A 23,469-nucleotide genomic window follows, 5' to 3' on the forward strand; every position below is an offset into this window, starting at 1 on the left:
GTCGCTGGGTAAAGACAGCGGCTCTTTTTTTGTGTTTTATAAGAACCTTAAGAATACTTTATAATATCCTTACCATACCGCATTTTTTATAATGAGTAACTTTATAATCAAGTAACAAACACTAAAAAAATCAATTATGGAAGCGAGCAACAATTCTGAAAAACAAAACTTTTCTAAGTATGATGTTTCGGGTACCGACCCGAACCGTTATGCATCAGTTTCCAATCCAAAAGAAGCTGACAGTTATTTACATAAAAACAAAAAAAGCATCATCCCGGGACTAAGGGTTAATGTAAGTAAAACCGAGCGTCTGATTATGATCGCTGCAGGTACATACCTATTGTATCGTGCTCTTAAGAAAAAAGACAGCAAGCCTAAAAAAATAGCTGAAGGCGTTACTGCCGGAACTATGCTATTTAGAGGCATAAGCGGCTACTGCCCTGCTTACGATCTTCTTGATAAAACAGGAACATTAAAAGGCAGCAAAATTGGCGTAACAACTTCACTAACCGTTAACAAACCTGTAGAAGAAGTATATGGCTCATGGAGACAGCTTGAGAACCTGCCGATGTTCATGAAACATCTTAGCAGCGTTGTAGAACTTGATTCGCAAACTTCTGAATGGAAAGCCAAACTGCCTGCCGGTATCGGAAGCGTTAGCTGGAAAGCACAGATATTAGCCGATAAGCCTAACGAATTATTGACATGGCAATCGCTTGCAGATTCTACAATTCATAATGCGGGAAGGGTTAAATTTACCGCTAACGGAAACAGCACCGATATTGAAGTAAGCATTGCTTACCATGCACCGGGCGGTAAAGCCGGAGAGGTGGCAGGAAAACTGCTTACTCCTGTATTCGAAAAAATGCTGCAAAAAGATGTAGAAGGATTTAAAGAATATATAGAAGCCGGCGTTGTAGCTGCTTCGTAAAGCACAATAGTGCAATTTCTTTTGAGAAGAAAAGGGTGTAGATTACTATCTGCACCCTTTTTTGTCTTCAGTTCAAACACATCCAAAGCAACCGTGTGTTAGAGACATCTTTCATTTAGACAACAAAAAAAAGGCACAAGCCTTAGCTCATGCCTTTTTATCCCACAGATAACTAAATTTTAGCTGAAAATCTGGTATATACCAGCAGCTGCAAACAGGGCAATGGCAGTAGCCCCTACTATTTCTATATAAGTTATAATAGCATCTTTTCTTTTAAAAGAAAAGTGCTGAGCGTATCTTTTTTTACCGGCAGTAACATATTCTGCCTGGCCAAATCCTGAGTTAGGTGATGTTTGTTTCATAGTAATTTCATTTATCATTAATATCAATCCCTGTAAAGATATATAACGTATTTCCGAATAAAAAAGTGTTTAACAAAGACTTAGGTTTTTTTACCGAAGTTTAAGAAATTCGGTAAAATCCAGATCATCACACCTGCTTATCGCGATAGTTATAGCATTACATCTAACTGTATGCAAAAAAAGTACCAAATTCTTAGTAACTTCGTACTCATTTTACATCACTATGCAGCAGGCACTGGAAATCCTAAAAAAATACTGGCAGCACGATACCTTTAGAGAACCTCAGGATAAGATAATCCAACAGGTACTTGAGGGTAAAGATACTTTTGCCCTAATGCCAACTGGCGGCGGCAAGTCGGTTTGCTTTCAGGTGCCCGCCATGATAAAAGAAGGCTTATGCATTGTAATATCGCCATTGGTTGCACTTATGAAAGACCAGGTTGCCAATCTTGCCAAACGCGACATTAAAGCTATTGCCCTTACCGGAGGCATTAGTACCGATGAACTAAGCAACCTGCTGGACAACTGTAAATTTGGCGGCTACAAGTTTTTATACCTTTCTCCCGAAAGGCTCCAGGCCGATTGGGTTATTGAGCGTATAAAAGAACTTCCCATAAACCTTGTTGCTGTAGATGAAGCACACTGTGTGTCGCAATGGGGACATGATTTTCGTCCCGCATACCTTAAGATCGCCGCTTTAAAAAAGCACCTGCCCCTTGTTCCGTTCCTTGCATTAACAGCATCGGCAACACAAAGGGTACAGGATGATATTGTTACACAGCTTGCGCTGGATAAACCTGTAGTATTTAAAAAGTCGTTCGCACGCGAAAATCTCGCGTATATGGTTTTTGAAACAGAAGACAAACTGCACCGCATTCAGCAGATACTTACTAAAAATCCGGAGCCTTCTATTATATACGTCCGCAACCGTAAGTCGTGCCATGATGTATCTGCCCAGTTAAATTCTTTGGGATATAAAGCAACATTCTATCACGGCGGACTGAAAGAAAAAGAGAAAGAAACCAACATGCAGGCATGGATGACCGAAAAAGCACAGGTAATTATTGCCACCAATGCATTTGGTATGGGTATAGACAAACCCAACGTAAAAACGGTGATCCATATTCAGCTGCCCGAAAATTTAGAAAACTATTACCAGGAGGCTGGACGCGCAGGACGTAATGGGGTAAAATCGTTTGGGGTACTGCTTGTAAATCCTTCAGACGTAAACATTGGCAAACAGCAGTTTCTTGAGGTGCTTCCCGACAGGAAATTCTTAAAAGAAATATACAGCAGGCTTAACAGCTTTTTGCAGATAGCCTATGGCGAAGGTATAGACGAAACCTTTCCGTTTAACTTTAATAGTTTCTGCCAGCAATACAAACTTCCGGCAGCAAAAACATACAACGCCCTTCAGTTTTTAGACAGGCAGGGAGTGCTTACACTTTCGCAGCAATTTACAGAGAAAGTGGTTATGCAGTTTATAATAGACAGCAAAGAGATTATGCGCTACATAAGCCTTAATCCGGCAGATGAAGAAATGATGCTGGCGATACTGCGCAACTATCCGGGGATCTTTGATATGGAAACATCGCTTAACGCAGGCCTTATCACCCGCAAGGCAAAAGTATCCGAAGAACAGCTTACCAACTTACTGGAACGCCTTGCCCAAAAAGATATTATTACTTACCGCAGCAGCGGAAACGACAGCAGCATTACATTCAACGAAGTTCGGGAAGATGAGCATACTATAAACCGTATTGCTAAGTTCCTTGAAAATCAAAACGAGATAAAAACTAAGCAGTTTGATGCCATAATTGGATATGTAACTACCACAAACAGATGCAAAAGCCTTATTATTCTTGATTATTTTGATGAGGAAGAAAGTACAGACTGTGGCATATGCTCTTATTGCATTACAAAAAACCGTAAACCTGCCAGCCTTTTGGATTCGGCGAATGCCATATTAGGATTATTAAAGGCTGATGCCTTAAATTCTAAAGAATTGGAACAGCAGCTTGACCTTACTCCGGAAGAAACCGTATTTGCGCTGCAAATTCTGCTGGAAAACCAAAGGGTTACAATAGACACGAACAACAAATACACACTGAAATAAATGGAACGCTTACGAATTGTATTTATGGGTACCCCCGAATTTGCCGTGGGAATACTTGACACGATATACCAGCACAACTATGATATTGTTGGAGTTATTACTGCTGCCGACAAACCCGCAGGCCGCGGACAACAAATAAAATATTCGGCGGTAAAAGAGTACGCCCTTGAAAAAGGACTGCGCCTTTTACAGCCCACCAACCTTAAAGATGAAGTTTTTCTGGAAGAACTGAAAAGCCTTAATGCAAACCTCCAGGTTGTAGTAGCGTTCAGGATGCTACCGGAAGCCGTATGGAAAATGCCGTCGCTGGGTACTTTTAACCTGCACGCATCGCTATTACCACAGTATCGTGGTGCAGCACCTATCAACTGGGCGGTTATTAACGGCGAAACCACAACCGGCGTTACTACCTTTTTTATAGACGATAAGATTGACACCGGAGCGATGATCCTAAAAGCATCGCTTGAAATTGGCCAAAACGAAAATGCAGGCCAGCTTCATGACCGACTGATGGATCTTGGTAAAGACACCGTTGTAAAAACACTAACGCTTATTGAGAACGGCAGCGCCGAAACTACAATTCAGCCGAATGACGATGATGTTAAGACTGCATACAAGCTAAACCGCGAAAACTGCAAGATCGACTGGACAAAACCCGGTAACGAAATTCATAACCTTATACGCGGGCTTAGCCCCTACCCTGCCGCATGGTGTTTTTTTAAAGACAACGGACAGGAATGGAACGTAAAAATATACGAGACAGCCTTTACCGAAGAAACACACGATAAACCTGCCGGAACGATACTTGCCGACAAAAAAGAAATAAGTGTTGCCGTTACAGACGGTTATATAAAAATACTGGCTTTACAGTTTCCGGGTAAGAAAAAAATGACAGCGAAAGAATTCCTTAACGGAATGACATTCTCGGGCGAAGCGACAGCCTCGTAACCCCCTGAATACGGGACTTTCACAAAAAATTAAGAAAAACAAGCCCCGCTGTCAACATTTTGGTAAAAGTTATTAACAATCGGTCGTAAAATCGCCTCAAACGCTTGCGTAGTTTGGATTTCCTATTAAATTTGTAAGACAGGAATGTAAATAACACTATTTTTAACCAAACAATTAATAACAATTATTATGAACAAATCAGAATTAATCGACGCAATCGCTGCAGATGCAGGAATCTCTAAAGGAGCAGCTAAAAAAGCATTAGAGTCTTTTGTAACTAACGTGAGTGGCGCGCTTAACAAAGGCGGAAGAGTATCTCTAGTAGGTTTCGGATCTTGGTCAGTATCTGCAAGAGCTGCAAGAGAAGGAAGAAACCCTCAAACTGGTAAATCTATCAGCATTGCTGCTAAGAATGTTGTAAAATTCAAACCGGGAGCTGAGCTTGACGGATCTGTAAACACTAAATAGTCTTTACAAAGTAAAATATAGAAAAGCCTCTCTTAAACGGGAGGCTTTTTTAGTTTATATAAATCACTTCCCAGCGAAAGCCATCATTTTTTAGAAAAAAACAAGATATTACTATCCTCCTCATTGCAAATAGATTGCGAAATAATTAACTCAAAAATTAAAATTTCGTTACGTTTTTGGAGGCTATTTTTCTAAATGTTTGTGAATATTTTTGCCAGTTTATATTTTTTCTTTTAAATTTATTACAAAATGTAAGAAGATGATTTCACTTAGACCTAAAAAAGGACACCTGCTGATAGCAGAACCTTCCACAATCGGAGATCTTTCTTTTAACAGATCGGTAATACTTCTTGCCGATCATAATGACGAGGGGTCTATTGGATTTATCATGAACAAACCGTTAGGCTACACCATCCATGATCTTATCCCGGAGATTAGGGGAAATTTCAAGATCTTTAATGGTGGGCCGGTAGAGCAGGATAATTTATACTTTATCCACAATGTACCGGAGCTGATACCGGACAGCATTGAAATATCCAATGGAATATACTGGGGTGGCGACTTTGAGTCTACCAAAGACCTGATAAACCAGGGGCTTATTAAAAAGAACAACATACGTTTCTTTTTAGGCTATACCGGATGGGAGGCACACCAACTTGATGATGAACTGGAAGAAAACTCATGGATCGTAACCCAGAATGGCTATGACAATAAGATCATAGGCAAATCCAGCGCTTCGTTCTGGAAAGAAAAGATAATGGAACTTGGCGGCGAATACCTTATATGGTCTAACGCGCCGGAGAATCCTACTCTAAATTAGCTAAAACGTATTTTGGCATTAAGCCTTTTTACAAGATCAGATGCCAGGGTGGCTACAAACTCCTTCTTACGGTATTTGGTTATGGGCTGAATGCCTTTTATTACGTTTGTAATAAACAACTCATCGGCCTTTTGCAGGTCAAACGGCGATATGGAAACCTCTGATACTTCAAGGTTTTCAATTTTCTTAGCCAGTTCCAGTATTTGTTTACGCATAATTCCGTTAAGGCAGCCATCGGCAACCGGAGGAGTAACAAGCTTGTTACCTGTAAGCATAAATAAATTCCCCTGAAGGGCTTCAACTACATTCTTCTCATCGTTAAGCAGCAGGCAGTTTTGCAGGTCATTTTCGCGCGCATACACGCTTCCTGTAATCTGTACCATCTTGTTGGTGCTTTTCAGGGTAGAAAGCAACTGCTTGGTAACATAAAAATCACGGAACAGATCTACCTCATACGCACCATCTGTAATTGTATACAATGGTTGCGTTAAGGCTTCGGCAGTTACAATAAACTCAACGTCGTTGTTTATTGGCAGGTAAAAACCGCCGGGTTTCCTGAATACCGATATCCTTACCCTATAGGCAGGAGCAGCAGGCAGGGAGTTTACGAGCAGCATAACCTGTTCTTCCACATACTCCATTGTGAAAGCCATAGGAATCTCCATCCTTACAATACGCAGGGATGCCATAAGCCTGAAATAATGGTCTTCCAGAAAAAGCACCTTACCATCAAGCACCCTTAAGGTTTCAAAAATAGAGTCGCCATACAGAAAAGCCCTGTTTTCGTGAATGGATATATTAGATTCGGCAACAAGCGCACCGTTGTAGTTGATCATAAAAAAAGCCCTGAAAATTCAGGGCAAATATAACTTATATAAGAAAGAATTCCTAAACCGATCCTAAAACATGCTTAAGGTCAGATATCTGGTTTTCCCAAAGCTGTTTAGACTCCTGCATATCGTTCTGTTCGGCAAAGTCTACAACCACAAGCGACACGTCTTTGGTTATTTCATCTACCTGTATGCGAAGTTCGAAGAAATACTCTCCGTCTTTATTATCGTCATCAATCCAACGGAATTTAACCTTCTCGCCCGACTTCTTAGAAGACATCCTTGCTTTTTCTTCCGCATCATCCCAGATAAAAGTAAAGAACTCTCCTCTTGAGTTTACGTTATCTGCAAACCATTCAGAAAGGCCTGACGGAGTAGATATGTACTGATACAAAAGTTGCGGCGACGAGGTTATAGGAAACTCTAGTTCATATTTAATTTTTTCGTCCATTGGTGTTTAAAATTTTTGGAAATATATAATATTTAACATTCATAAAAAAGGGTTTTGAAAAATAATTTTTTTCTTGCTTTTTTATTTGGAACATTTAAATAAAGCCTTATATTTGCACCCGCATTGAGAGATGTAATACAAACCGAAAATGGCGAGGTAGCTCAGTCGGTTAGAGCGCAGGATTCATAACCCTGAGGTCACGGGTTCAACTCCCGTCTTCGCTACGAAAACAACCCTAACTAATAATCAAAAGGTTAGGGTTTTTTATTGCCTTATACTTTCCTTTTTAATCGGCTATTGGTTATTTTTATTGACTGTATTTACTTTAAAACCAAATGTAACGATGAGCGATAGCATTTTTTTGATTTTTATTACATGCGGATTGGTTCTCGGCTATTTTGGCTATCGTATTATGAAAAGTCATATTGATAAACAAAATCAAAGAAAAGAAGCTGAACAGCTAAAAAATCAGGATTACCAAAAAGTCGTTAAGGCCCGTGAGGAACAAAAGTTGAATCAAACTAAACATTTTAGCGTCAAAGTACTTAACAACGCTGTGGCAAAAATGTATTTTACCTCCATTATCAAACAGTATCAAATTGTTGAATTAATTCCGGAAGGCGTTTATTCAGAAGGCTCGCAAATTATCAATATATTATTTGACGCCGAGGAGGTTGGATATATCACAGCAAGCTATAAAAATAATCTAAAAGAAATATGCGAAGGCGGGAATTATCTGGCTTACATTACCTATATAGATTGGGATTACGCTGACCCTTGCTTTAGCTTTATACATGCAGACATAACTGTAGAATACAAAGAGTAAAGCCAACCTACGTTGGCTTTTTTTATTTCTTCTCTAAACTATCGTCTATACTTTTTCTGTATTTTGTTATTTCGTCCAGTTGCTCCTTTGCTTTAGTGCTGGACTCTTTACCCAAGCTTATAGTATTTCCGCAACCCGGGCAGGTAAGCGGCACGCCCATTAGTAACTGGAAGGGATCAAACGGAATGCCTGTTTTGCACACCGGGCATGGTATGGTTTGTTTTATATCTGTCATTAGTAATTCATTTTGTTAGACACTGTAAACTTAGGTCTTTCTTTTAGTATAAACTATAGAAGTCATAGCCAAACGACTGCTACGTCGCAATCGTAGCGACAAGAATAGTCATTCAATTCTGCTATCTCAAGTGCATACTTTAACAAGTTTTTAGTGTTAATACAATAATAATTAACCAACTAATAACAGTACCTTTCTGCGATGATGATGAAGAGAGATTTTATTGAAGTGTACGACAGACTTAAAGATTTAAACAATGAATTCCTAGAGAAACAGGAGATTAAATATGAGGAAGGAAAATTAAAAAAAGCTACAGATGACAAGCTTGAATACATTATATATGAAAGCGCAACAATAATATGCTCCAAAATTGAACTTGAAGATATCTTTTTTAAGGGACGGAGCGATAGGTACAGAGCAAAATATAAACTCACAAGTATATACGAAGCTGCAAATTATAACGCATATATAACAGATTATTTATGGCAGCTTAAAAAACATATTATAACGTTAAACAAATTACCTGTCTATTAATGCTTCGCTACTTTTTTGATACCTTTAATGATAACAAATCAACGGAAACCAATTAATACGCAACCAGATGACCAATACTGATTATTTTATTTTTGTAGCAGCCGGATTAGTGCTGGGCTATATCGCTTATCGTATTAAAGCGAAACAGGACGCCAAAAAGGAGGGCAATAAAAAAATTCAGGATCCGACAGTAGCCAAAAATACTGTTTCGGTCGTGGAAAAATTTGAAGACGGCGAAATTGAACGCCTGCAAACACCGGGCTTTGAAAAAGTAGCCGAAATAAGGAACGAAAAAGATTTTGATGCAACTGTCAATTTTAAATTGGAAACTACTAATACCATAGATGCACAGAGACATTTAACTGCTATTATAAAGGAGTATCAGATTATTGACATTGTACCCGAGCCTAACAGTTTCGAAAACTCATTGGTAGTAAAGCTGGAGCGTACACAGCTTGGTTATGTGCCCGAAAGCATAGCCCAAAAAGTAAATGAGATTCACGAAAGCGGCAACTACCTGGCTTATATCAGCTATATAGATTTGGACATTACAAGTACTGATTACACCTTAAATGTTGATGTTGTTATTGAGTATAAAGAATAGAAAAAACGCCTAACTAACAATCAATGACCGATCAACAAATTATTATAATACTACTTTGTAACATTCTTATAGCAGGTATTATTATTTTCATAGTGTTTAAATACATTTATAAAAATGCAAAACCTACCGTAAATAATATTGCCTACGGGTCTGCTACCGTGGGCAACCTTTCGAATGCCATAAAAATTTCATCCCGACCATTTTTATTTGGTTTAGAAAAGAAATTCATCAATAGTGAAGAACTTTATTTTGATGATCAGAATTTATATGCAGCGAATAAAGAAGGCCAGATTGCGACTTTCAGCCTCCTTACAATAAAAGAACTTAGCCGTACCAGTGTTCAGATTAATAAGCGTCCCGTCTGGCAAATTATACTTTTACAGAATAATGCCGATGACATAAACCTTAAATTCACCCATAACTATTCGCTTTGGAATAAAAGCTTCTATCACTTTTATCTGAAAGTACAGGAGATAAATCCCGATGCTGTAAAATCGAAGTGGAGCTTGTGGAGAATGTAATTATCCATAGCCTGCAAACCTAAGTCGATAATCCCTCAAACTTATACTTTTCTTAAAGTAATTGGCTTTCCACCGGCTAATTTTTAAATTAGTAACAACCAAAAAATCAATTACCATGAAAAAGTTATTTATTGTACTATGCTGTGCAGCGATAGTTTCCTGCAAAAAAGAAACTAAGGCTAATCCGGCAACTTCGCCGGCACAAAACGAAGCTACACCCGCAACACAAAACGACACTGCAACCACTACCGAAGCTACACCTATAGATGAATCCGACCCGATTGCGGCGATCCGTACAAAGGTGGAACGCATCAACACTACAGAACTGAAGAAAAAGCATTTCGAATTTATGTGCGACGAAAAAATGAAGGTCGATTATTTTTATGAAGGTAATGAGATCGTAAAAATTACTGTCGATTTCGGAACCGTAGGCGACACCTATGCGCGCGAAGATTATTATTACGACAACGGAAACCTTATATTTAACTACGAATTTGTAGAGGGTGGCCCTGCCTGCGAAGGTTGCATTAAAACCAATGAGTACAGGTCGTATATTTCCAACAACAAAACTATAAAGTACCTGAAAGACAAAACAACGCAGCCGTGCAAAAAATGCGAGTTCGGAAAATCTGCACGACAGTACAAATTACTAACGGCTGGTACAGAGAACGAAGTAAAAGCGATATTGTGCCCTTTATAAGTTGCTATCTAACCCTAAAAAGCATGATTAAAAACACAGTAACTATTATAGCCTCCTCACTAATAGTTATTTTAACGGGCTGCTCGGGAAAGCAGAACTTCTACCACGGGTATGTGTACGACCTTGACACACGGAAGCCACTTAAAAATGTTACTGTAAAGGAATGTAATTTAAAGCCATTAACCGGAAGTACCGACAGCACCGGTTACTTTAATATTGAAAACAATACCCAGGGCATTAGCGATCTGGTGTTTATTACAACTACCCACAAACAGGACACCGCCCGAACTGTATGGTCACAGCATGGCGAAAGAATTGAATATTCTTTTATAAATAAAAAGCCCGATACTATTTATCTGAAGAAGCTATAAAACACGAACGTGCTTATAGAACTACTTACTAAGTGCAGCATTTTTAGCGGTCGGTACATCATCATAGGTAGCAGTTACGACTTCTTTGCCGTTGTGGTCTATGAATCCGTATTTACCTGCTGTAGATTGTACCAATGCCAGGTTTTCGCCGTGTTCGCCAAACTTGTAAATTTTACTATAAATGGCGGGAACAACTTCTTTACCCGAAGTATCTAAAAATCCATAGCCATCGCTAACGTTTTTAACTAACGCCCAGCCTTTATGCAGCTTGTCGAATTTGTCGATTTTATCGTATATAGGGGCAACAACCTGTTTACCGTCTTTATCAATAAAACCGTAGGTTCCGCTACTGGTTTTTACCAGTGCCCATCCTTGCTTATAATCGTTGTATTTATAGGTTTTTGCATACTGTGCTGACGCCGTAAAACCCGCTATCAGCGCTAATAGTGTGATGATATTTTTCATAAGTGATTGATTGATTATACCAATATTAAGAAAAAAATAAATATGGTGTACAAAAATTGCCCCCTATATTTACTCCATCACCTCTGTACTAAATACAATCTGAATTACCGTACCGCCATCATTATAAATTCTGAATTCGCCATTTAGGTCGCCGCTTAATCCGCTGATGAGCTGCATACCCAGCGAATTACAATTCTCAGGTTCAAAATCCTGCGGAAGGCCTTTTCCGTTATCACGGATTAATAGTTCGTATTTATTGCCTTCTACCTGGCACAATGCAATTTTAATTTTGCCTTTTTCGCCCGGGGCAAAAGCATATTTAAACGAGTTGGTTATCGCCTCGTTAAGTATTAGCCCGATAGGAATGGTCTGCGCTACATCGAGCTCTACATCATCTACTTTAATATCGAACTTAATAAGAGCGCTATCATATGAATCTTTTAAGTACGACACCAATTCGCTTACATACCTGTAAATTTTTATAGCCGACACATTGTCTGACTTGTACAATTGCTGATGGATAAGCGCAATAGAATGCAAACGCCGCTGGCTGTCGCCAATGGCACTTTGCGCAGCTTTATCTGTAAGGTAAGCCGACTGTGTATTGAGCAGGCTCATAACAATTTGAAGGTTGTTTTTTACCCTATGGTGAATTTCTTTAAGCAGCCACTCTTTATCCTGAACGAGTTTGTTTAGCTTCTCATTCTTATCTGTAATTTCGCGTCTTTTCTTTTCCAGCAGTTTGTTCACCTTAAGCTTATTACGATACGCCAGGTATATAGCAACAGCTGCAATAATTGCGACGATAAGCACTACAAAGGCTATGTTTTTTTGATTATTAGATTGAGTTATCCTGTGCCTTTGCAGTTCTTTTTCTTTATTTAAAAGTGAAATGCTGTTGGCTTTTAAAAGAATATCCTTGTCCTTTTTTTCGCTTTCATATGATATCTGAAGCTGGGATATCTCTTTATTCTTTTCGATATTAAAGATAGAATCGTCTGCTGTTTTAATCTTTTTCAGGTACTCTATGGCGCGCGGTAAATTGCCCTGTGCCGAATCCAGCTGATATGCCATAGTGTAGACATTCTTCCTGGCAGCAAAGCTTCTTTTATCAATAGCATCCAAATTCGCATCAAGGTATTTTCGGGATGTAGCATAATCGCCTTTTGCTAAATAAAAACGGCATAGCGATGAAATAGCGTAGGTGTATATCTGCTGCGGCATTTCCGCTTTCCTTGAGTTTAGCAGTGCTATCATTTCACGGCAATAAGGTTCACCCTTACTATATTGCTTCAACTTACTGTAAATACGTATAAAGCACGCCTGTACCGTAATAATATCTGATATGGTTACGGGTTTATGCTTAGCATAGATATTTTTAAGAAAACGTTCTGCCTCTCTGTAATTCGATTTATTAATAAGCCCCGACACGATGTTATTGGTCGCCGTGTAAATAGATTCCAGATTGCGCGATTTTACCGCATAATCAAACGACTTCCGTATGTACTTATCGGCAAGTGCAACTTCGTTTAACGCATGGTAATTTGCCGAAAGCTGATTGTTTATATGGGTCAGCTGCTCATTGTCCTCATACTCCTTATTCTCGGAAGCAACAACTGCCTTTAGTAAATAATCTATCGACTTTTTATAATCGCCCCTACCCGCATAAAGGCTGCCTGCAACACGGTAGGCATTTACCATATTACCATGTTTCGCCGCTTTGTACAACGCCAGAGCTTCATTAATATAAGCGATTGGCTTATCGCTTTCGCCCAGATAGTTATAATGTTCTGCCGCAATGGCAAGAATTTCGGCAAGCTGGGTTTTGGTGCTTTTTATCCTATAGGCGGCTATGGCCTTATCAAGGTACGATGTTTTCTGGTCTATCTCATCGTAGTAGTTAAACTGGGCGTACAGTTCCTGATAAGCCTCGCCACATACATCCTGAAAATTTGCTGCCTGCGCTTTTTCCAGTGCTGCATTGGCATACTGCATGGCCTTTGCCCTATTTTTCCTGCCCGTATAAATTTTAGCATATAACGCAAGGCTTCGGCACGATCCGTAGGGATAGTCAATACGCTTGCTTTCCTGTTCTGCCTGTTGCGTAAATGTATACGCACTGTCGATATTGGTTTTAATTTCTCCCGGCCTTGAAAGGTATACACTGCTCAGCTTAAGCAAAGTGTTTACCTTTTCTGTACCCTTAGCCGTAACAAGCTTGTCAAAAAGCTCACGTTTACCCTGCGCATTAACCGTAAACAGCGTTACGATAAACGTAAACAGGATTGTAAGGGTGGTTTTATTGTAGATCATATTTGTGGTTCAGACATTTATGTAAATGCAAATACATTCATAAAAAGATGTTAAAGTTAGGCAATTACAGTATATGATGCCACCTGTCGCTGTTAAAGGTTTTCCACATTTAACTATCCCCTAACACGTATACCCGTCTTTTTACTGGAACTTTATGTAACTAACATAATTACAAACAGCTATGAGCAGAGTAAAAAACATTGTTGCGGGTCTTGGCGGTGCCATTGCCCTTAATATAATTCACGAATCCTTGAAAAGGCGCGATAAAGACATGCCACGCGTAGATTTATTGGGTGAGGAAGCCCTTGAAAAAAGTCTTGATTTTTTTGATGCAGAGATAAAAGATGAAGATACCCTGTACAAGGCTACACTTGCGGGCGATATTATAAGCAACGCATTATATTATAGCGCTATAGGCGCGGGCAACCCGAAGCATTTACTAACAAGGGCTGTTACTATGGGCATTACTGCCGGAGTTGGTGCCATTACCCTACCCGAACCGTTAGGGCTGGACGAAAAGCCTGTTACCAGAACCAACAAAACCAAAGCACTTACCATTGGCTATTACCTTGCAGGAGCATTGGTTACGGCTGCCCTTGTAAAGGCACTGAATAAAAACAAACCGTAACACATTTCCGGTTTAAAATTGTAACAATACTTGCGTACTTTAGCTTCTTTAGAAATTAAATTTTATACGATGGATTTTAAAGAAGCTATAGAACGATCTCATACAATAAGGGAAGCCTATCATAAATTAGAACTGGAACATCACGGCAGCAAATGGTCTGTGGAAGAAGATGCCCTTGCATTTTTAACCGATGCCGGACTCGTGGGCAGGCTTGCCATGTCGCAACAGGGACGGTGGCCTAAAGCCAATACGGCCCCCGAATTGGAACATAAGCTGGGCGAATGCATCTGGTGGCTGATGGTGCTTGCCGAAAGAATGGACATTAGCATAGAACAGGCTTTTGAAAATTTTATTTCGAAAACCGAAAAACTGGTTACAAAATAAGACATCAAAAAACCCCGGAAGCATTGAGCCTTCGGGGTTTTTCTATATATAGACGCTGCAAGGAACAGCTGGAATATTAGGCAGTATGCTGAAGATCTAATTCGTCGTACGAAGTGTGTTCGTCAGATTGCGTTTCGGGCATTTCTACATATCTAATTTTAAACATCGATTTTACTATTAACCCCGAAAAAACCAAACACATTACCAATACCGACAAATGCAGCACGATAATTGCAAGGCTGTTAGTAAGCGTTTCGCCGGATAGTTCGTTTGAAAGGTTTACGCCGGATACGGCAATAAGCACTAAATTGGGTACAAGCATCAATAGTTTCATAATCGTCGGCATTTAGAATTAAACATACCGCAATTTCTAAATTACAAATCATAAATTTTGCTAACCATATCCTAATAAATGCTTAATTTTTAAAGTGTTATCTTTGATTAGCTTTTTACCCCATCCGTATATAATAATAGAAATGTATGCGCGTTAAAAAAAGTAAGTCATGCAATTAATGAAAATGAGAACATGAAGTTATACGACTATAAAAATTTACCGGACGATATACAGTACCAGATCCTGTGGGAAGACGGCGTACTGATAGATGCTTGCATGGAAGGGCACGTTAAAAAACTGCTGTATGCAATACATAACTTTTATGTAGAACTTTGGTGCCATACAATAACCAATAAGATCCTGTGGAAGCTCAGCTTCAAGCAAGGACGTCTTTTAGAGAAATACCTCGATAAATACCCTTTTCAGTTTAACGCAAACCCAAAAGAAAAATAACCTTAAAATACCTACAGTTAGGTATTTTGGCATCCACAATCTGGTTGTAGTTTTACAGTGTAATTAAAAATCAGTTTTTTAATTACAAACAGTTGTGGTCGTCTATCTAAGTTGGGGGACGAAAGATATATACGATGATCATAAACTTGGGGGCGGGCTACTATTAGCCCGCTTTTGTATTTTACATCTTTTACCTTTCGGCTTAAATTACTGTTAACAGCAGTATACACTGTTTATATATGCAGTAACTTTCATACCAATAATTACCCTTACAGGTATATATAACTCACCCAAATGGACCTGCACCAAATAATACTAAAGGTTATGCCTCCCTTTCAGGACATCCGTAACGATGTTGCCCAGCTAAAACAGGCCAATCCGCATAAAACACCCAAAGAGCTGTCGCGGCTTTCTGCCAACAAGGCAAGGAACAGGTATGCTTCGGTTGGAGCGGTAACGGCATTGCCGGGCAGTATTCCCGGATTGGGCACCATTGCACAGGTAGCGGTAGAAACCGGTGCTGTATCGGCAGATATTGCCTTAATGCTGCGCTGGATGGCAAGCACCTGCTATGCAACCGGACTTATTTACGGACGCGATACCGAACATGATTTTGAGCAGGAATTTACCCTTGTACTGGGTTTATGGGCAGGTGTTGTACTTCCCGAAAAAATAGCCCATGCAAAGGGCGATAAAATAACTATCAGCCATTTTGATAAGCACATTACCGACAGGATTAAAAATAGGATGAACCAGAAAATAGCCCGTAAACTGGTTACCAAATACGGTTCTAAACGTGGTGGTGCCGTATTGGGCAGGCTTATACCTTTTGGAGTGGGTGCTATTGTTGGCGGCACTTTTAACTACCTTACACTGGATAAGTTTGGCAAGTATGCCGATGATTATTTCAGCTCCCCCAACCACGAATACCGACTGGAAGAAGAATAGCTAGGCGTTTTTTGATGACTGTATTATAAACCAGAAGAGCGGTATCTGTACCAGGAAAATTATCACAATAAACATCCATTTGGTATCGGCTACGCCATCTGATGAAACTGCCGCCGATGTAGTAGAATATTCAATTGCTATAAACATAACACACAAACACATTTTTAGCGTTCGCATCATTCGTACGGCATTAGTATATTGCTTTAGGGCGTTGTCCTGCGTTATTTCTGTTGGGTAATTAAACCAATGCGGCTTTCGCTGCATAAAAGCGATGAATACAAACAGCACAGTTGCAATGACGGGCGACAGGAAAGTAGTTTCTTTAGATCCGTAACCATCGGGCTTGCCCCCTGCCCCAAAATGTATGGGAACAATGTCGGGCAATGACTGGTATGATACGTAAACATAGAGCCACAATGCTGCAAGGGCAATATAGCCCGCTATTTCCAATACAACATCTGTAGGTTTTGTTTCTATTGTAAGTACGGGACGATCGGGATTCTGGTTCTTAAAAAGCTTCATCATTGCTTACTGAATTTGATATAAATAAGGCTGTATCACAAATATAAATAAATTGCATTAACAGGGAAGCCAGACAGTTGTATTACACCCAGCTTAACAATTCTTACACAAAAATAAAATTATATTTACAGTATATGAAACAAAGTGCAGGCATATTGCTGTACCGAAACACAGCTAATGAAACCGAATTTTTCCTCGTCCATCCGGGAGGGCCGTTCTTTGCCAAAAAACACGAGGGCTGGTGGACAATACCCAAAGGCGAATTACTGCCCGATGAAGCCCCGCTAGATTGTGCAGTGCGTGAATTTGAGGAAGAAACAGGCTACACGCCATCTGCCCCATTTACAGAACTGGAACCCATAACCCAAAAAGGCGGAAAGAAAGTAATGGCGTGGGCTGCCCAAGGTAACCTCAACGCCGATACCATAACCTGTAACACGTTTACGATAGAGTGGCCGCCGAGATCGGGAAAGCAAAAAGAATTTCCCGAAGTAGATAAGGCCGGATGGTTTACATTATCAGATGCCAAAGTGCTGATTAATGAAAGGCAGGTTTCCTTTTTAGAACAAGTTGCAAACTTATAAATCTGGCTGAACGCTGGCACGAGCGTCAGCGTTTGTACTATATCAAAATATAAACCTGCTTTTATAGCCCTGCCCGTTTTATTATACCTACCTTTACCTAAATACTTAAAAATGAAAAAGTTTCACATTAACGACGAGGTATACGAGGCTGGTAAATTCGGATTAAAATCGGCAATATTCGTATGGAAAATAAACCGCTCTAAAGAAGGTGAAACTACCTACACCTGTTCGGCTATAAAAGGCAGAAACGAAGAAGAATTTACCGAAAAACAAATTTATTTCCTGGCAGAATTGTGGTAGTATAATTCAGTATTATCTATCTGGCACATTCATTAGTAACTGTCTTCACGATAAGGGCCATATTCGTTTGGATATCGCCTTTTATTTCGTTGAAGCGTGCCTGTGTAAACACCTCGCCTACTTTGGCGTTCCAGTTTAGCGGTAAGATACCCACAGGCTTAAATTTAGATTCTCCCGTTTTATGGTCAAAATCATAAAAATTGTAAGCTATTGCGTTACCATTAAAGGTGAATTCAAATTTAAACGTTACCTCTCCCGCCCATAGTTCAATATCGTCAACAGCATAGGTATAACTGTATGTTCCGCTGATACTATTCTTTTCGGTCGATTCAATATCCATAAAATCGGCAAAGTCGGCAACACATTCTTTCAGGTCGTCGGCAGATTTTCCTTTTGCAGGGATTGTGCCTTTAAAGGTTAGGTTTCCCTCGGATGTAGCTTGCGGCTGAACCTGTGCAAATGTTATTGCTGCTGTGATAGATAAGAAAAGCGATAAAAGTAATTTCATGATAATTATATTAGTCTTCGTAACCACAAATGGTTTTGCCTTTTGCTTTGGCATCGCTTAGGGTTACTTTAATAATTTCGGCTTTGCAATTGCCCAGCCCCCGGCAGTCTTTGGTAAAATGGTATTTCTTACCGCCCTTGCTATTGCAAAGATAAACATCTGCCTCTGTAGTAAACGATGTTAACCCTGCCAGTATTGCTATGAGTACTAGTTTTTTCATAAGTACAACAAATATAGGGGTTTGAAATTTAACATGTCGGCTGGCGCGTGCGTCAGGCTCGTGTTCACATTATTTTTTCATTCAGGCATAGAGCTGGCGCGAGCGTCACGCTCGTGCCCATATTAATTCATATCAATTTTCAAAATTGTACTATCATCGTTTCCGTAGTTTCTGGCACTGCTATATTTCCAGTCGATAGTGTTAGTAACAAAACCTGTTTCAACCGGATTATAATGAATGTATTGTAGTTTTTGTTCAAAAACACTCAACGACCAGATTTCTATCGGCTGATTGTTCTGTTGCCAAAATTGCATATTTTCCACATTACTATTTATTTGTCCTGCCCGTTTAAACATCCATAGCAACCAATCTTTTCTACTTTCCTGCGGATTTTCAGTAATGAGTTTAATTACTTTTCTTGACGTAAACCCTTTAAAATCTCTTATAAGACCGGACGGATCATTTAATGAAGAGCGAAATATCAAATGAATATGGCTGGGCATAATACAGTACCCATAGATTTCCATCCCTTTGTTTTTTCTACAATACTTTAACGAATCTATTACGGCAGCAAAATATTCATCTCTCGTAAAAACATCAATCCAATATACAATAGCAAAACTGATAAAGTAGGCTCCATTTTTTTCTCCGAATTTGTATTTTCTGCTCATTTTTCAAATATAAAAATTTTTGTTTTACTATTCTTACATAAATGTGACTATTAAGGCACGAGCGTGACGCTCGCGCCAGCAACAACCCTCAACCCTCAACCCTCAACCCTCAACCCTCAACCCTCAACCCTCAACCCTCAACCCTCAACCCTCAACCCTCAACCCTCAAACCCACAACCCTCAACCCTAAACCCTACACCCCAACCCTCAACCATCAACCATCAACCAAACCACCAAAAAGCTTATCTTTACGTTTCTAATAATTTGCTACATGAAAACTACCTATTTACTATTGCCGCTGCTTGCCTTATTTATTGGCTGTGGATCGGCATCCGATAAAGCTCCCGAAAAATTTACCGCATCGCCTGAAAAAGGACTTGCCGTAGGCACCATAACTTTTGAAAGCAAAGCACCCAAGAACGATATTTACCGCTTCTTTTATGAGCCGACAACAGACGATAAGAAGTTCATAAAAAAGAACGACGGTAAAGTGATGATAAAGGCCCGAAACGGAAAGAACGAACGCGCCTTTAATGGTGATTTTGCCGAAGGGCAGTCGTACGTATTTGTAATTGAAGGCGAACCCGGCAAGTATGCTTTTAACCAGCATACGGTGCTAAATCATATAGGGTCTATGGGTCAGGTGAGCTACAGTAAGAAATATGCGATTCCGTTTGAGATTAAAAAAGGCGAAATAACCTATTTGGGCGAACTGTCATATAACGATTTGTCGGAACCCGGTTCACCGCGTGTTGTGGTTTACGATCGTTTTGACCGTGATTTAGCCGAATTGAAAAAGAAATATCCAAATATCGACTGGAGCAAAATTGCCGATAACACCCCTAAAACGGGCAATAACGGCGAGGGAATAATCGATTTCAGATAGTATTTCTTACATTTTGATACATTAATACCATTTAGTCAGAAATTTTATATTAATACCTACTACAGCATAGCCTGATGTGTTAAAGTTAATTTTTTTAACATATTCTATAACTATTCGTGCATACTAATACTGTAATTTTATCTCACCTAAACAACATTATTAGCATGGAGAAAATTACTTTAGACGCAATGCGTAATTACATTATCGAAAATGAATTAACTGACAGTGTAGCGATTACGCTTCACCCGGACAGTTTTGACGAACTGGTACTTGAATACATCGATACCAATGGTATGCAGATTGAGCGCCCTTTTGAGATCCTGGGAATTGAAATCCTTCAGGACGAAACAGGAAATGTTGCTAAAAACAACATCAACACGCTTGACACAGTACAGTAGTTCGCAACCAACATCTTACTTGTAAAAGAAAAACCCACGCTTACGGCGTGGGTTTGTTTTTATAGGATAACCTGATTGCTATTTGTAGAGACGTTGCACTGCAACGTCTGTTATTTAATCAACAAAAATGACGGTAGACGTTGCAATACAACGTCGCTATAGTTACAAATGCAATTACGACAATTTAGCGATCAACTCGTCAAGGCTAACACTTTCCTGTTCGCCTGAAGCAAGGTTTTTAATTTTATAGGTAGCAGAATTAATCTCTTCATCGCCACACAACACCGTAAACGGAATACCTCGCCTGTCGGCATGGGTAAACTGTTTTTGTAGCTTAGCAGCATCGGGGTATAATTCGGCTTTAATACCAGCTGAACGCAATGCAGCAATAGCTTTCATTGCATACAATGCCTCTTTACTCCCGAAGTTGATGAACAACACTTTAGTGGCTTCGGTAACCGTTTCAGGGAAAAGGTTTAGTTCTTCCAGTACAAGATAAATCCTGTCCAATCCGAAAGAAATACCCACACCACTCATATTTTTAAGTCCGAATATACCTGTAAGGTCGTCATAACGGCCACCACCGCCAATAGAACCCATTGCCACCTCTTTAGGGGCAGTAACTTCAAATATAGCTCCGGTGTAATAATTCAGTCCGCGTGCCAGGGTAACATCAAGATCAAGTTCCGATTTACCCAGTCCAATTTCAATTACATTATCGCAGATAAAACGCAGCTCCTCTACCCCTTTCATGCCTTCTTCCGAAGAAGCAAGCAGGGTAGCTAACTTTTCCAGTTTCTCGTTGATAGACCCTGTAAAGTTGAACAACGGCTGTACCTTATAGATAGCATCTTCGGTAATGCCTTTTTCAAGCATTTCCTTTTTCACGCCGTCCTCGCCTATTTTGTCGAGCTTGTCTAAAGCCACCGTAAAGTCGATAAGCTTGTCTTTTGCACCGATAACCTCAGCAATACCGCTAAGTACTTTTCTATTGTTTATTTTTATCACTGCGCCGTTAAGCCCAAGTGCTGTAAATACATTGTCGTAAAGCTGCACAAGCTCTACTTCCTGCCATAGCGATGTTGAACCTACCACATCGGCATCGCACTGAAAGAACTCTCTGAAACGGCCTTTCTGCGGACGGTCTGCCCTCCAGACCGGCTGTATCTGGTAACGCTTAAACGGAAACTCTATATCGTTCTGGTGTTGTACCACGTAACGTGCAAACGGAACCGTAAGATCGTAACGCAGTGCTTTTTCTGATATTCTTGCTGTGAATTTATTCAGGTCGATCAGCTGTTCCTTATTGATGGTTTCCGAAGAATTTACAAGTAACTGATCTAATGATTCAGGCAGTTCTAATGTCTTTTTATCGAAGAAGAAATTGCCCGAATTCAAAATCTTAAAAATAAGCCTGTCGCCTTCTTCTCCATATTTTCCCATAAGGGTTTCCGAATTTTCGAAAGATGGTGTTTCGATAGGCTGAAAACCAAAAGTCTCGAAATGATGCTTTATCGCCGACATAATATATTGACGTTTAGCCACCTCTGCGGGTGAAAAATCTCTTGTACCTTTTGGAATTCCTGGTTTTGCTGCCATTTTTAAAATTGTTTAGAGTGCAAATATAAGAATTGCTACTCAGTTTTAGTCGAAAGCCGTAAAGTCGAGGTGGGATGTTGGATGCTGACTTATCAGATTAAGAAAGACACACCCCTAACCCCTCTCAAGAGGGGAACACTCAAACCCGCTCACTCTTGCTTTGGGATTGAGTGAAGCTGGTTCCCCTCTTGAGAGGGGTTAGGGGTGTGTTGTGTCGTGACAAAGACAAAACCCTATCCAACAGACCTCCGCTATGCTAGCGCGAGCGTCACGCTCTTGCATGTTATAATTAATAAGGGCACGAGCGTGACCCTCGCACCAGCAGCAACGCTGCAACTATCATCGAACACTACATACTGATCACTGAATACTGAACACTCAAAAAACCGCCCCCCCCGGTGAATTGTATTATCCGAAGGATCTCTTTCCCATTCGGGGGCATTTTCATTCTCATTAAACATCAAAAAAGAAAAGGAGAGAAAAGAAAAAACACTTCAAAAAGTCAATCCTTTGCAATTGTAAATGCAGATGTAATTGAAATTACAGTTTTACATAATTTTTGATAGTTTGTTTTGACACTTTTTTATAGCTTTTTATAGCATACCTTTATAACATAACTTTATATAGGTCGTGATTATTCTAAAATAGAAACAAAATGCAAATTGAAAAAATCATGGAAATAAGTACTGAAAAATAGAGTGAAATATGTTGTAAAAAGGCTAACTCGCTGCTTTAATTTCCCGCAGGACTTTTTGCACAAGGGCTTTTTCTTCAAGGCGTTTTTGTTTTTCTTTACGTGCAGCACGATCAGCTTCCGCAGTTTTAATCAGGTTTTCAAGAGTCATATTAAAACTCACATAAAAGCCGCGGGTATATCGGCTGTACGACTTTAATCCCCAATGGTCTTTAAGTTCATTCTTTATTTTTTTGGTCATATACTCTCCGGAATATCTTTTTACAGCATCGGTTAATAATTCGGTATCGCAGGTCTTTGCAAAGCCATCCATGCGGGAAAGCCAGAACGCATTAGTTATTTTACAGTACGATTTATCGCCCAAAATACTTTTAATAGCCAGAAAACCAAGCAGGGTGATCTTCTCAAAATCGGTTTTTTTATTGAGAAAAAATCTCATAAAAACATCAAGGTTAATTCCGGTCGTAGGTGTCTTGTCCGGCATGAATTCATAGATTTCCTGAGCATCAAAAAACAATCCGTCTGTACTGCTTAAAGGTACATTGTAATAATCGATTGCACACTGAAACTTCTCCATTTCATCTCCCTGATCAAGCCGAAGGGTATGGGAATACAGCGAATAGTACATAATTTTTGTAAGGCAGGCACCGGTATCAGTCATGAAATCCTGCAACAGCACAACAGGAAAGTTAAAATAGCGAACATCGCTCATTTTAATGGTATATAATCAAATCTTGAAGTAGTTGTAAAGACGTAAGCCGAATTCATAATGTTGCGGTTTGAAGGCACATCGTCTGTCTGACAACCAACAACTATCAACCGGCAACAGAAATACTTTACAACTT

General features: G+C 39.7%; 31 protein-coding genes, 1 tRNA gene and 2 pseudogenes. 20 read left to right on the top strand and 14 right to left on the bottom strand.

Annotation, left to right across the window (positions count from 1 at the left end):
• Window positions 1-268: 268 nt before the first annotated feature.
• Window positions 269-931: a hypothetical protein gene (locus ALW18_05770; protein ID AOE54321.1), complete on the top strand. Its 663-nt coding sequence runs from the start codon at window positions 269-271 to the stop codon at window positions 929-931.
• A 179-nt stretch (window positions 932-1,110) separates the two neighbouring features.
• On the opposite strand, the gene ALW18_05775 is transcribed toward ALW18_05770, so the two are convergent.
• The gene (locus ALW18_05775; protein AOE52071.1) at window positions 1,111-1,311 is read right to left on the bottom strand and encodes a hypothetical protein; all 201 of its coding nucleotides are present in this window, start codon (window positions 1,309-1,311) and stop codon (window positions 1,111-1,113) included.
• Window positions 1,312-1,516: 205 nt separating this feature from the next.
• On the opposite strand from ALW18_05775, the gene ALW18_05780 reads away from it, so the two are divergent.
• The 4 genes from ALW18_05780 (at window position 1,517) to ALW18_05795 (ending at window position 5,645) form a co-directional block, all read left to right on the top strand.
• Entirely contained in the window at window positions 1,517-3,409 is a 1,893-nt protein-coding gene (locus ALW18_05780; GenBank protein ID AOE52072.1) for an ATP-dependent DNA helicase RecQ, read from the top strand.
• Window positions 3,410-4,357 carry a methionyl-tRNA formyltransferase gene (locus tag ALW18_05785; protein AOE52073.1) on the top strand — a complete coding sequence of 316 codons (948 nt, stop codon included), beginning with the start codon at window positions 3,410-3,412 and terminating at the stop codon, window positions 4,355-4,357.
• Window positions 4,358-4,546: 189 nt separating this feature from the next.
• Window positions 4,547-4,825 carry a DNA-binding protein gene (locus ALW18_05790; GenBank protein AOE52074.1) on the top strand — a complete coding sequence of 93 codons (279 nt, stop codon included), beginning with the start codon at window positions 4,547-4,549 and terminating at the stop codon, window positions 4,823-4,825.
• Window positions 4,826-5,084: 259 nt separating this feature from the next.
• Entirely contained in the window at window positions 5,085-5,645 is a 561-nt protein-coding gene (locus tag ALW18_05795) for a transcriptional regulator (GenBank protein AOE52075.1), read from the top strand.
• Here ALW18_05795 and ALW18_05800 read toward each other — a convergent pair.
• Together ALW18_05800 and ALW18_05805 are read right to left on the bottom strand one after the other, a co-directional pair.
• Window positions 5,642-6,481 (bottom strand): aminotransferase class IV, encoded by an 840-nt coding sequence (locus ALW18_05800; protein ID AOE52076.1) that lies wholly within the window; start codon window positions 6,479-6,481, stop codon window positions 5,642-5,644. The genes ALW18_05795 and ALW18_05800 overlap by 4 nt on opposite strands.
• 52 nt (window positions 6,482-6,533) lie before the next feature.
• Window positions 6,534-6,926, bottom strand: coding sequence for a hypothetical protein (locus ALW18_05805; protein AOE52077.1), 393 nt, complete (start codon window positions 6,924-6,926; stop codon window positions 6,534-6,536).
• A gap of 150 nt (window positions 6,927-7,076) precedes the next feature.
• Between ALW18_05805 and ALW18_05810 the strand changes: the two genes are divergently transcribed.
• Window positions 7,077-7,153: transfer RNA gene (locus ALW18_05810), tRNA-Met, on the top strand.
• 116 nt (window positions 7,154-7,269) lie between these two features.
• Complete coding sequence (locus ALW18_05815; protein AOE52078.1) at window positions 7,270-7,752, top strand: hypothetical protein; 483 nt, start codon at window positions 7,270-7,272, stop codon at window positions 7,750-7,752.
• Window positions 7,753-7,774: 22 nt separating this feature from the next.
• On the opposite strand, the gene ALW18_05820 is transcribed toward ALW18_05815, so the two are convergent.
• Window positions 7,775-7,987, bottom strand: a complete 213-nt coding sequence (locus tag ALW18_05820) for a hypothetical protein (GenBank protein AOE52079.1) — start codon at window positions 7,985-7,987, stop codon at window positions 7,775-7,777.
• A gap of 207 nt (window positions 7,988-8,194) precedes the next feature.
• Here ALW18_05820 and ALW18_05825 point away from each other — a divergent pair, with 207 nt between their 5' ends.
• The 5 genes from ALW18_05825 to ALW18_05845 all read left to right on the top strand — a co-directional run bounded on the left by ALW18_05825 (window position 8,195) and on the right by ALW18_05845 (window position 10,717).
• Complete coding sequence (locus tag ALW18_05825; protein ID AOE52080.1) at window positions 8,195-8,521, top strand: hypothetical protein; 327 nt, start codon at window positions 8,195-8,197, stop codon at window positions 8,519-8,521.
• Between the two features lie 67 nt (window positions 8,522-8,588).
• On the top strand, window positions 8,589-9,125 hold the full coding sequence (locus tag ALW18_05830) for a hypothetical protein (protein ID AOE52081.1): 537 nt from the start codon (window positions 8,589-8,591) through the stop codon (window positions 9,123-9,125).
• Between the two features lie 92 nt (window positions 9,126-9,217).
• Window positions 9,218-9,646: a hypothetical protein gene (locus ALW18_05835; protein ID AOE52082.1), complete on the top strand. Its 429-nt coding sequence runs from the start codon at window positions 9,218-9,220 to the stop codon at window positions 9,644-9,646.
• Window positions 9,647-9,761: 115 nt separating this feature from the next.
• Window positions 9,762-10,346: a hypothetical protein gene (locus tag ALW18_05840; protein ID AOE52083.1), complete on the top strand. Its 585-nt coding sequence runs from the start codon at window positions 9,762-9,764 to the stop codon at window positions 10,344-10,346.
• Between the two features lie 23 nt (window positions 10,347-10,369).
• On the top strand, window positions 10,370-10,717 hold the full coding sequence (locus ALW18_05845; GenBank protein AOE52084.1) for a hypothetical protein: 348 nt from the start codon (window positions 10,370-10,372) through the stop codon (window positions 10,715-10,717).
• A 21-nt stretch (window positions 10,718-10,738) separates the two neighbouring features.
• Here the strand turns inward: ALW18_05845 and ALW18_05850 are convergent.
• Window positions 10,739-11,107: pseudogene (locus ALW18_05850) on the bottom strand (hypothetical protein).
• A 144-nt stretch (window positions 11,108-11,251) separates the two neighbouring features.
• Window positions 11,252-12,277, bottom strand: a pseudogene (locus ALW18_05855) (hypothetical protein).
• 1,399 nt (window positions 12,278-13,676) lie between these two features.
• Between ALW18_05855 and ALW18_05860 the strand changes: the two are divergent.
• On the top strand, window positions 13,677-14,123 hold the full coding sequence (locus tag ALW18_05860) for a hypothetical protein (GenBank protein AOE52085.1): 447 nt from the start codon (window positions 13,677-13,679) through the stop codon (window positions 14,121-14,123).
• A gap of 69 nt (window positions 14,124-14,192) precedes the next feature.
• Window positions 14,193-14,507 (top strand): 30S ribosomal protein S15, encoded by a 315-nt coding sequence (locus ALW18_05865; GenBank protein AOE52086.1) that lies wholly within the window; start codon window positions 14,193-14,195, stop codon window positions 14,505-14,507.
• Between the two features lie 76 nt (window positions 14,508-14,583).
• On the opposite strand, the gene ALW18_05870 is transcribed toward ALW18_05865, so the two are convergent.
• Complete coding sequence (locus ALW18_05870; GenBank protein ID AOE52087.1) at window positions 14,584-14,853, bottom strand: hypothetical protein; 270 nt, start codon at window positions 14,851-14,853, stop codon at window positions 14,584-14,586.
• 180 nt (window positions 14,854-15,033) lie between these two features.
• Here ALW18_05870 and ALW18_05875 point away from each other — a divergent pair, with 180 nt between their 5' ends.
• Window positions 15,034-15,294, top strand: a complete 261-nt coding sequence (locus ALW18_05875; GenBank protein AOE52088.1) for a hypothetical protein — start codon at window positions 15,034-15,036, stop codon at window positions 15,292-15,294.
• Window positions 15,295-15,588: 294 nt separating this feature from the next.
• On the top strand, window positions 15,589-16,242 hold the full coding sequence (locus ALW18_05880) for a hypothetical protein (protein AOE52089.1): 654 nt from the start codon (window positions 15,589-15,591) through the stop codon (window positions 16,240-16,242).
• On the opposite strand, the gene ALW18_05885 is transcribed toward ALW18_05880, so the two are convergent.
• Window positions 16,243-16,764, bottom strand: coding sequence for a hypothetical protein (locus ALW18_05885; GenBank protein ID AOE54322.1), 522 nt, complete (start codon window positions 16,762-16,764; stop codon window positions 16,243-16,245). It lies immediately after the preceding gene.
• 134 nt (window positions 16,765-16,898) lie between these two features.
• On the opposite strand from ALW18_05885, the gene ALW18_05890 reads away from it, so the two are divergent.
• A complete protein-coding gene (locus ALW18_05890; protein AOE52090.1) occupies window positions 16,899-17,348 on the top strand; it encodes an NUDIX hydrolase in 450 nt (149 codons plus the stop codon).
• Between the two features lie 111 nt (window positions 17,349-17,459).
• Window positions 17,460-17,648 (top strand): hypothetical protein, encoded by a 189-nt coding sequence (locus tag ALW18_05895; protein AOE52091.1) that lies wholly within the window; start codon window positions 17,460-17,462, stop codon window positions 17,646-17,648.
• Between the two features lie 16 nt (window positions 17,649-17,664).
• On the opposite strand, the gene ALW18_05900 is transcribed toward ALW18_05895, so the two are convergent.
• The 3 genes from ALW18_05900 to ALW18_05910 all read right to left on the bottom strand — a co-directional run bounded on the left by ALW18_05900 (window position 17,665) and on the right by ALW18_05910 (window position 19,047).
• Window positions 17,665-18,156: a hypothetical protein gene (locus ALW18_05900; GenBank protein AOE52092.1), complete on the bottom strand. Its 492-nt coding sequence runs from the start codon at window positions 18,154-18,156 to the stop codon at window positions 17,665-17,667.
• 10 nt (window positions 18,157-18,166) lie between these two features.
• Window positions 18,167-18,376 (bottom strand): hypothetical protein, encoded by a 210-nt coding sequence (locus ALW18_05905; GenBank protein AOE52093.1) that lies wholly within the window; start codon window positions 18,374-18,376, stop codon window positions 18,167-18,169.
• 122 nt (window positions 18,377-18,498) lie between these two features.
• Window positions 18,499-19,047 carry a transposase gene (locus ALW18_05910; protein ID AOE52094.1) on the bottom strand — a complete coding sequence of 183 codons (549 nt, stop codon included), beginning with the start codon at window positions 19,045-19,047 and terminating at the stop codon, window positions 18,499-18,501.
• Between the two features lie 271 nt (window positions 19,048-19,318).
• Between ALW18_05910 and ALW18_05915 the strand changes: the two genes are divergently transcribed.
• Complete coding sequence (locus tag ALW18_05915) at window positions 19,319-19,933, top strand: hypothetical protein (GenBank protein ID AOE52095.1); 615 nt, start codon at window positions 19,319-19,321, stop codon at window positions 19,931-19,933.
• 164 nt (window positions 19,934-20,097) lie between these two features.
• Entirely contained in the window at window positions 20,098-20,331 is a 234-nt protein-coding gene (locus ALW18_05920; protein ID AOE52096.1) for a hypothetical protein, read from the top strand.
• A gap of 174 nt (window positions 20,332-20,505) precedes the next feature.
• Here the strand turns inward: ALW18_05920 and ALW18_05925 are convergent, their stop codons facing one another.
• The 3 genes from ALW18_05925 to ALW18_05935 all read right to left on the bottom strand — a co-directional run bounded on the left by ALW18_05925 (window position 20,506) and on the right by ALW18_05935 (window position 23,336).
• Window positions 20,506-21,930 carry a histidyl-tRNA synthase gene (locus ALW18_05925; GenBank protein ID AOE52097.1) on the bottom strand — a complete coding sequence of 475 codons (1,425 nt, stop codon included), beginning with the start codon at window positions 21,928-21,930 and terminating at the stop codon, window positions 20,506-20,508.
• A 251-nt stretch (window positions 21,931-22,181) separates the two neighbouring features.
• Complete coding sequence (locus tag ALW18_05930) at window positions 22,182-22,391, bottom strand: hypothetical protein (protein AOE52098.1); 210 nt, start codon at window positions 22,389-22,391, stop codon at window positions 22,182-22,184.
• A 258-nt stretch (window positions 22,392-22,649) separates the two neighbouring features.
• On the bottom strand, window positions 22,650-23,336 hold the full coding sequence (locus ALW18_05935) for a hypothetical protein (GenBank protein AOE52099.1): 687 nt from the start codon (window positions 23,334-23,336) through the stop codon (window positions 22,650-22,652).
• Between the last annotated feature and the right edge of the window lie 133 nt (window positions 23,337-23,469).

The sequence above is a fragment of the Flavobacterium psychrophilum genome (assembly GCA_001708385.1).
Classification (GTDB): domain Bacteria; phylum Bacteroidota; class Bacteroidia; order Flavobacteriales; family Flavobacteriaceae; genus Flavobacterium; species Flavobacterium psychrophilum_A.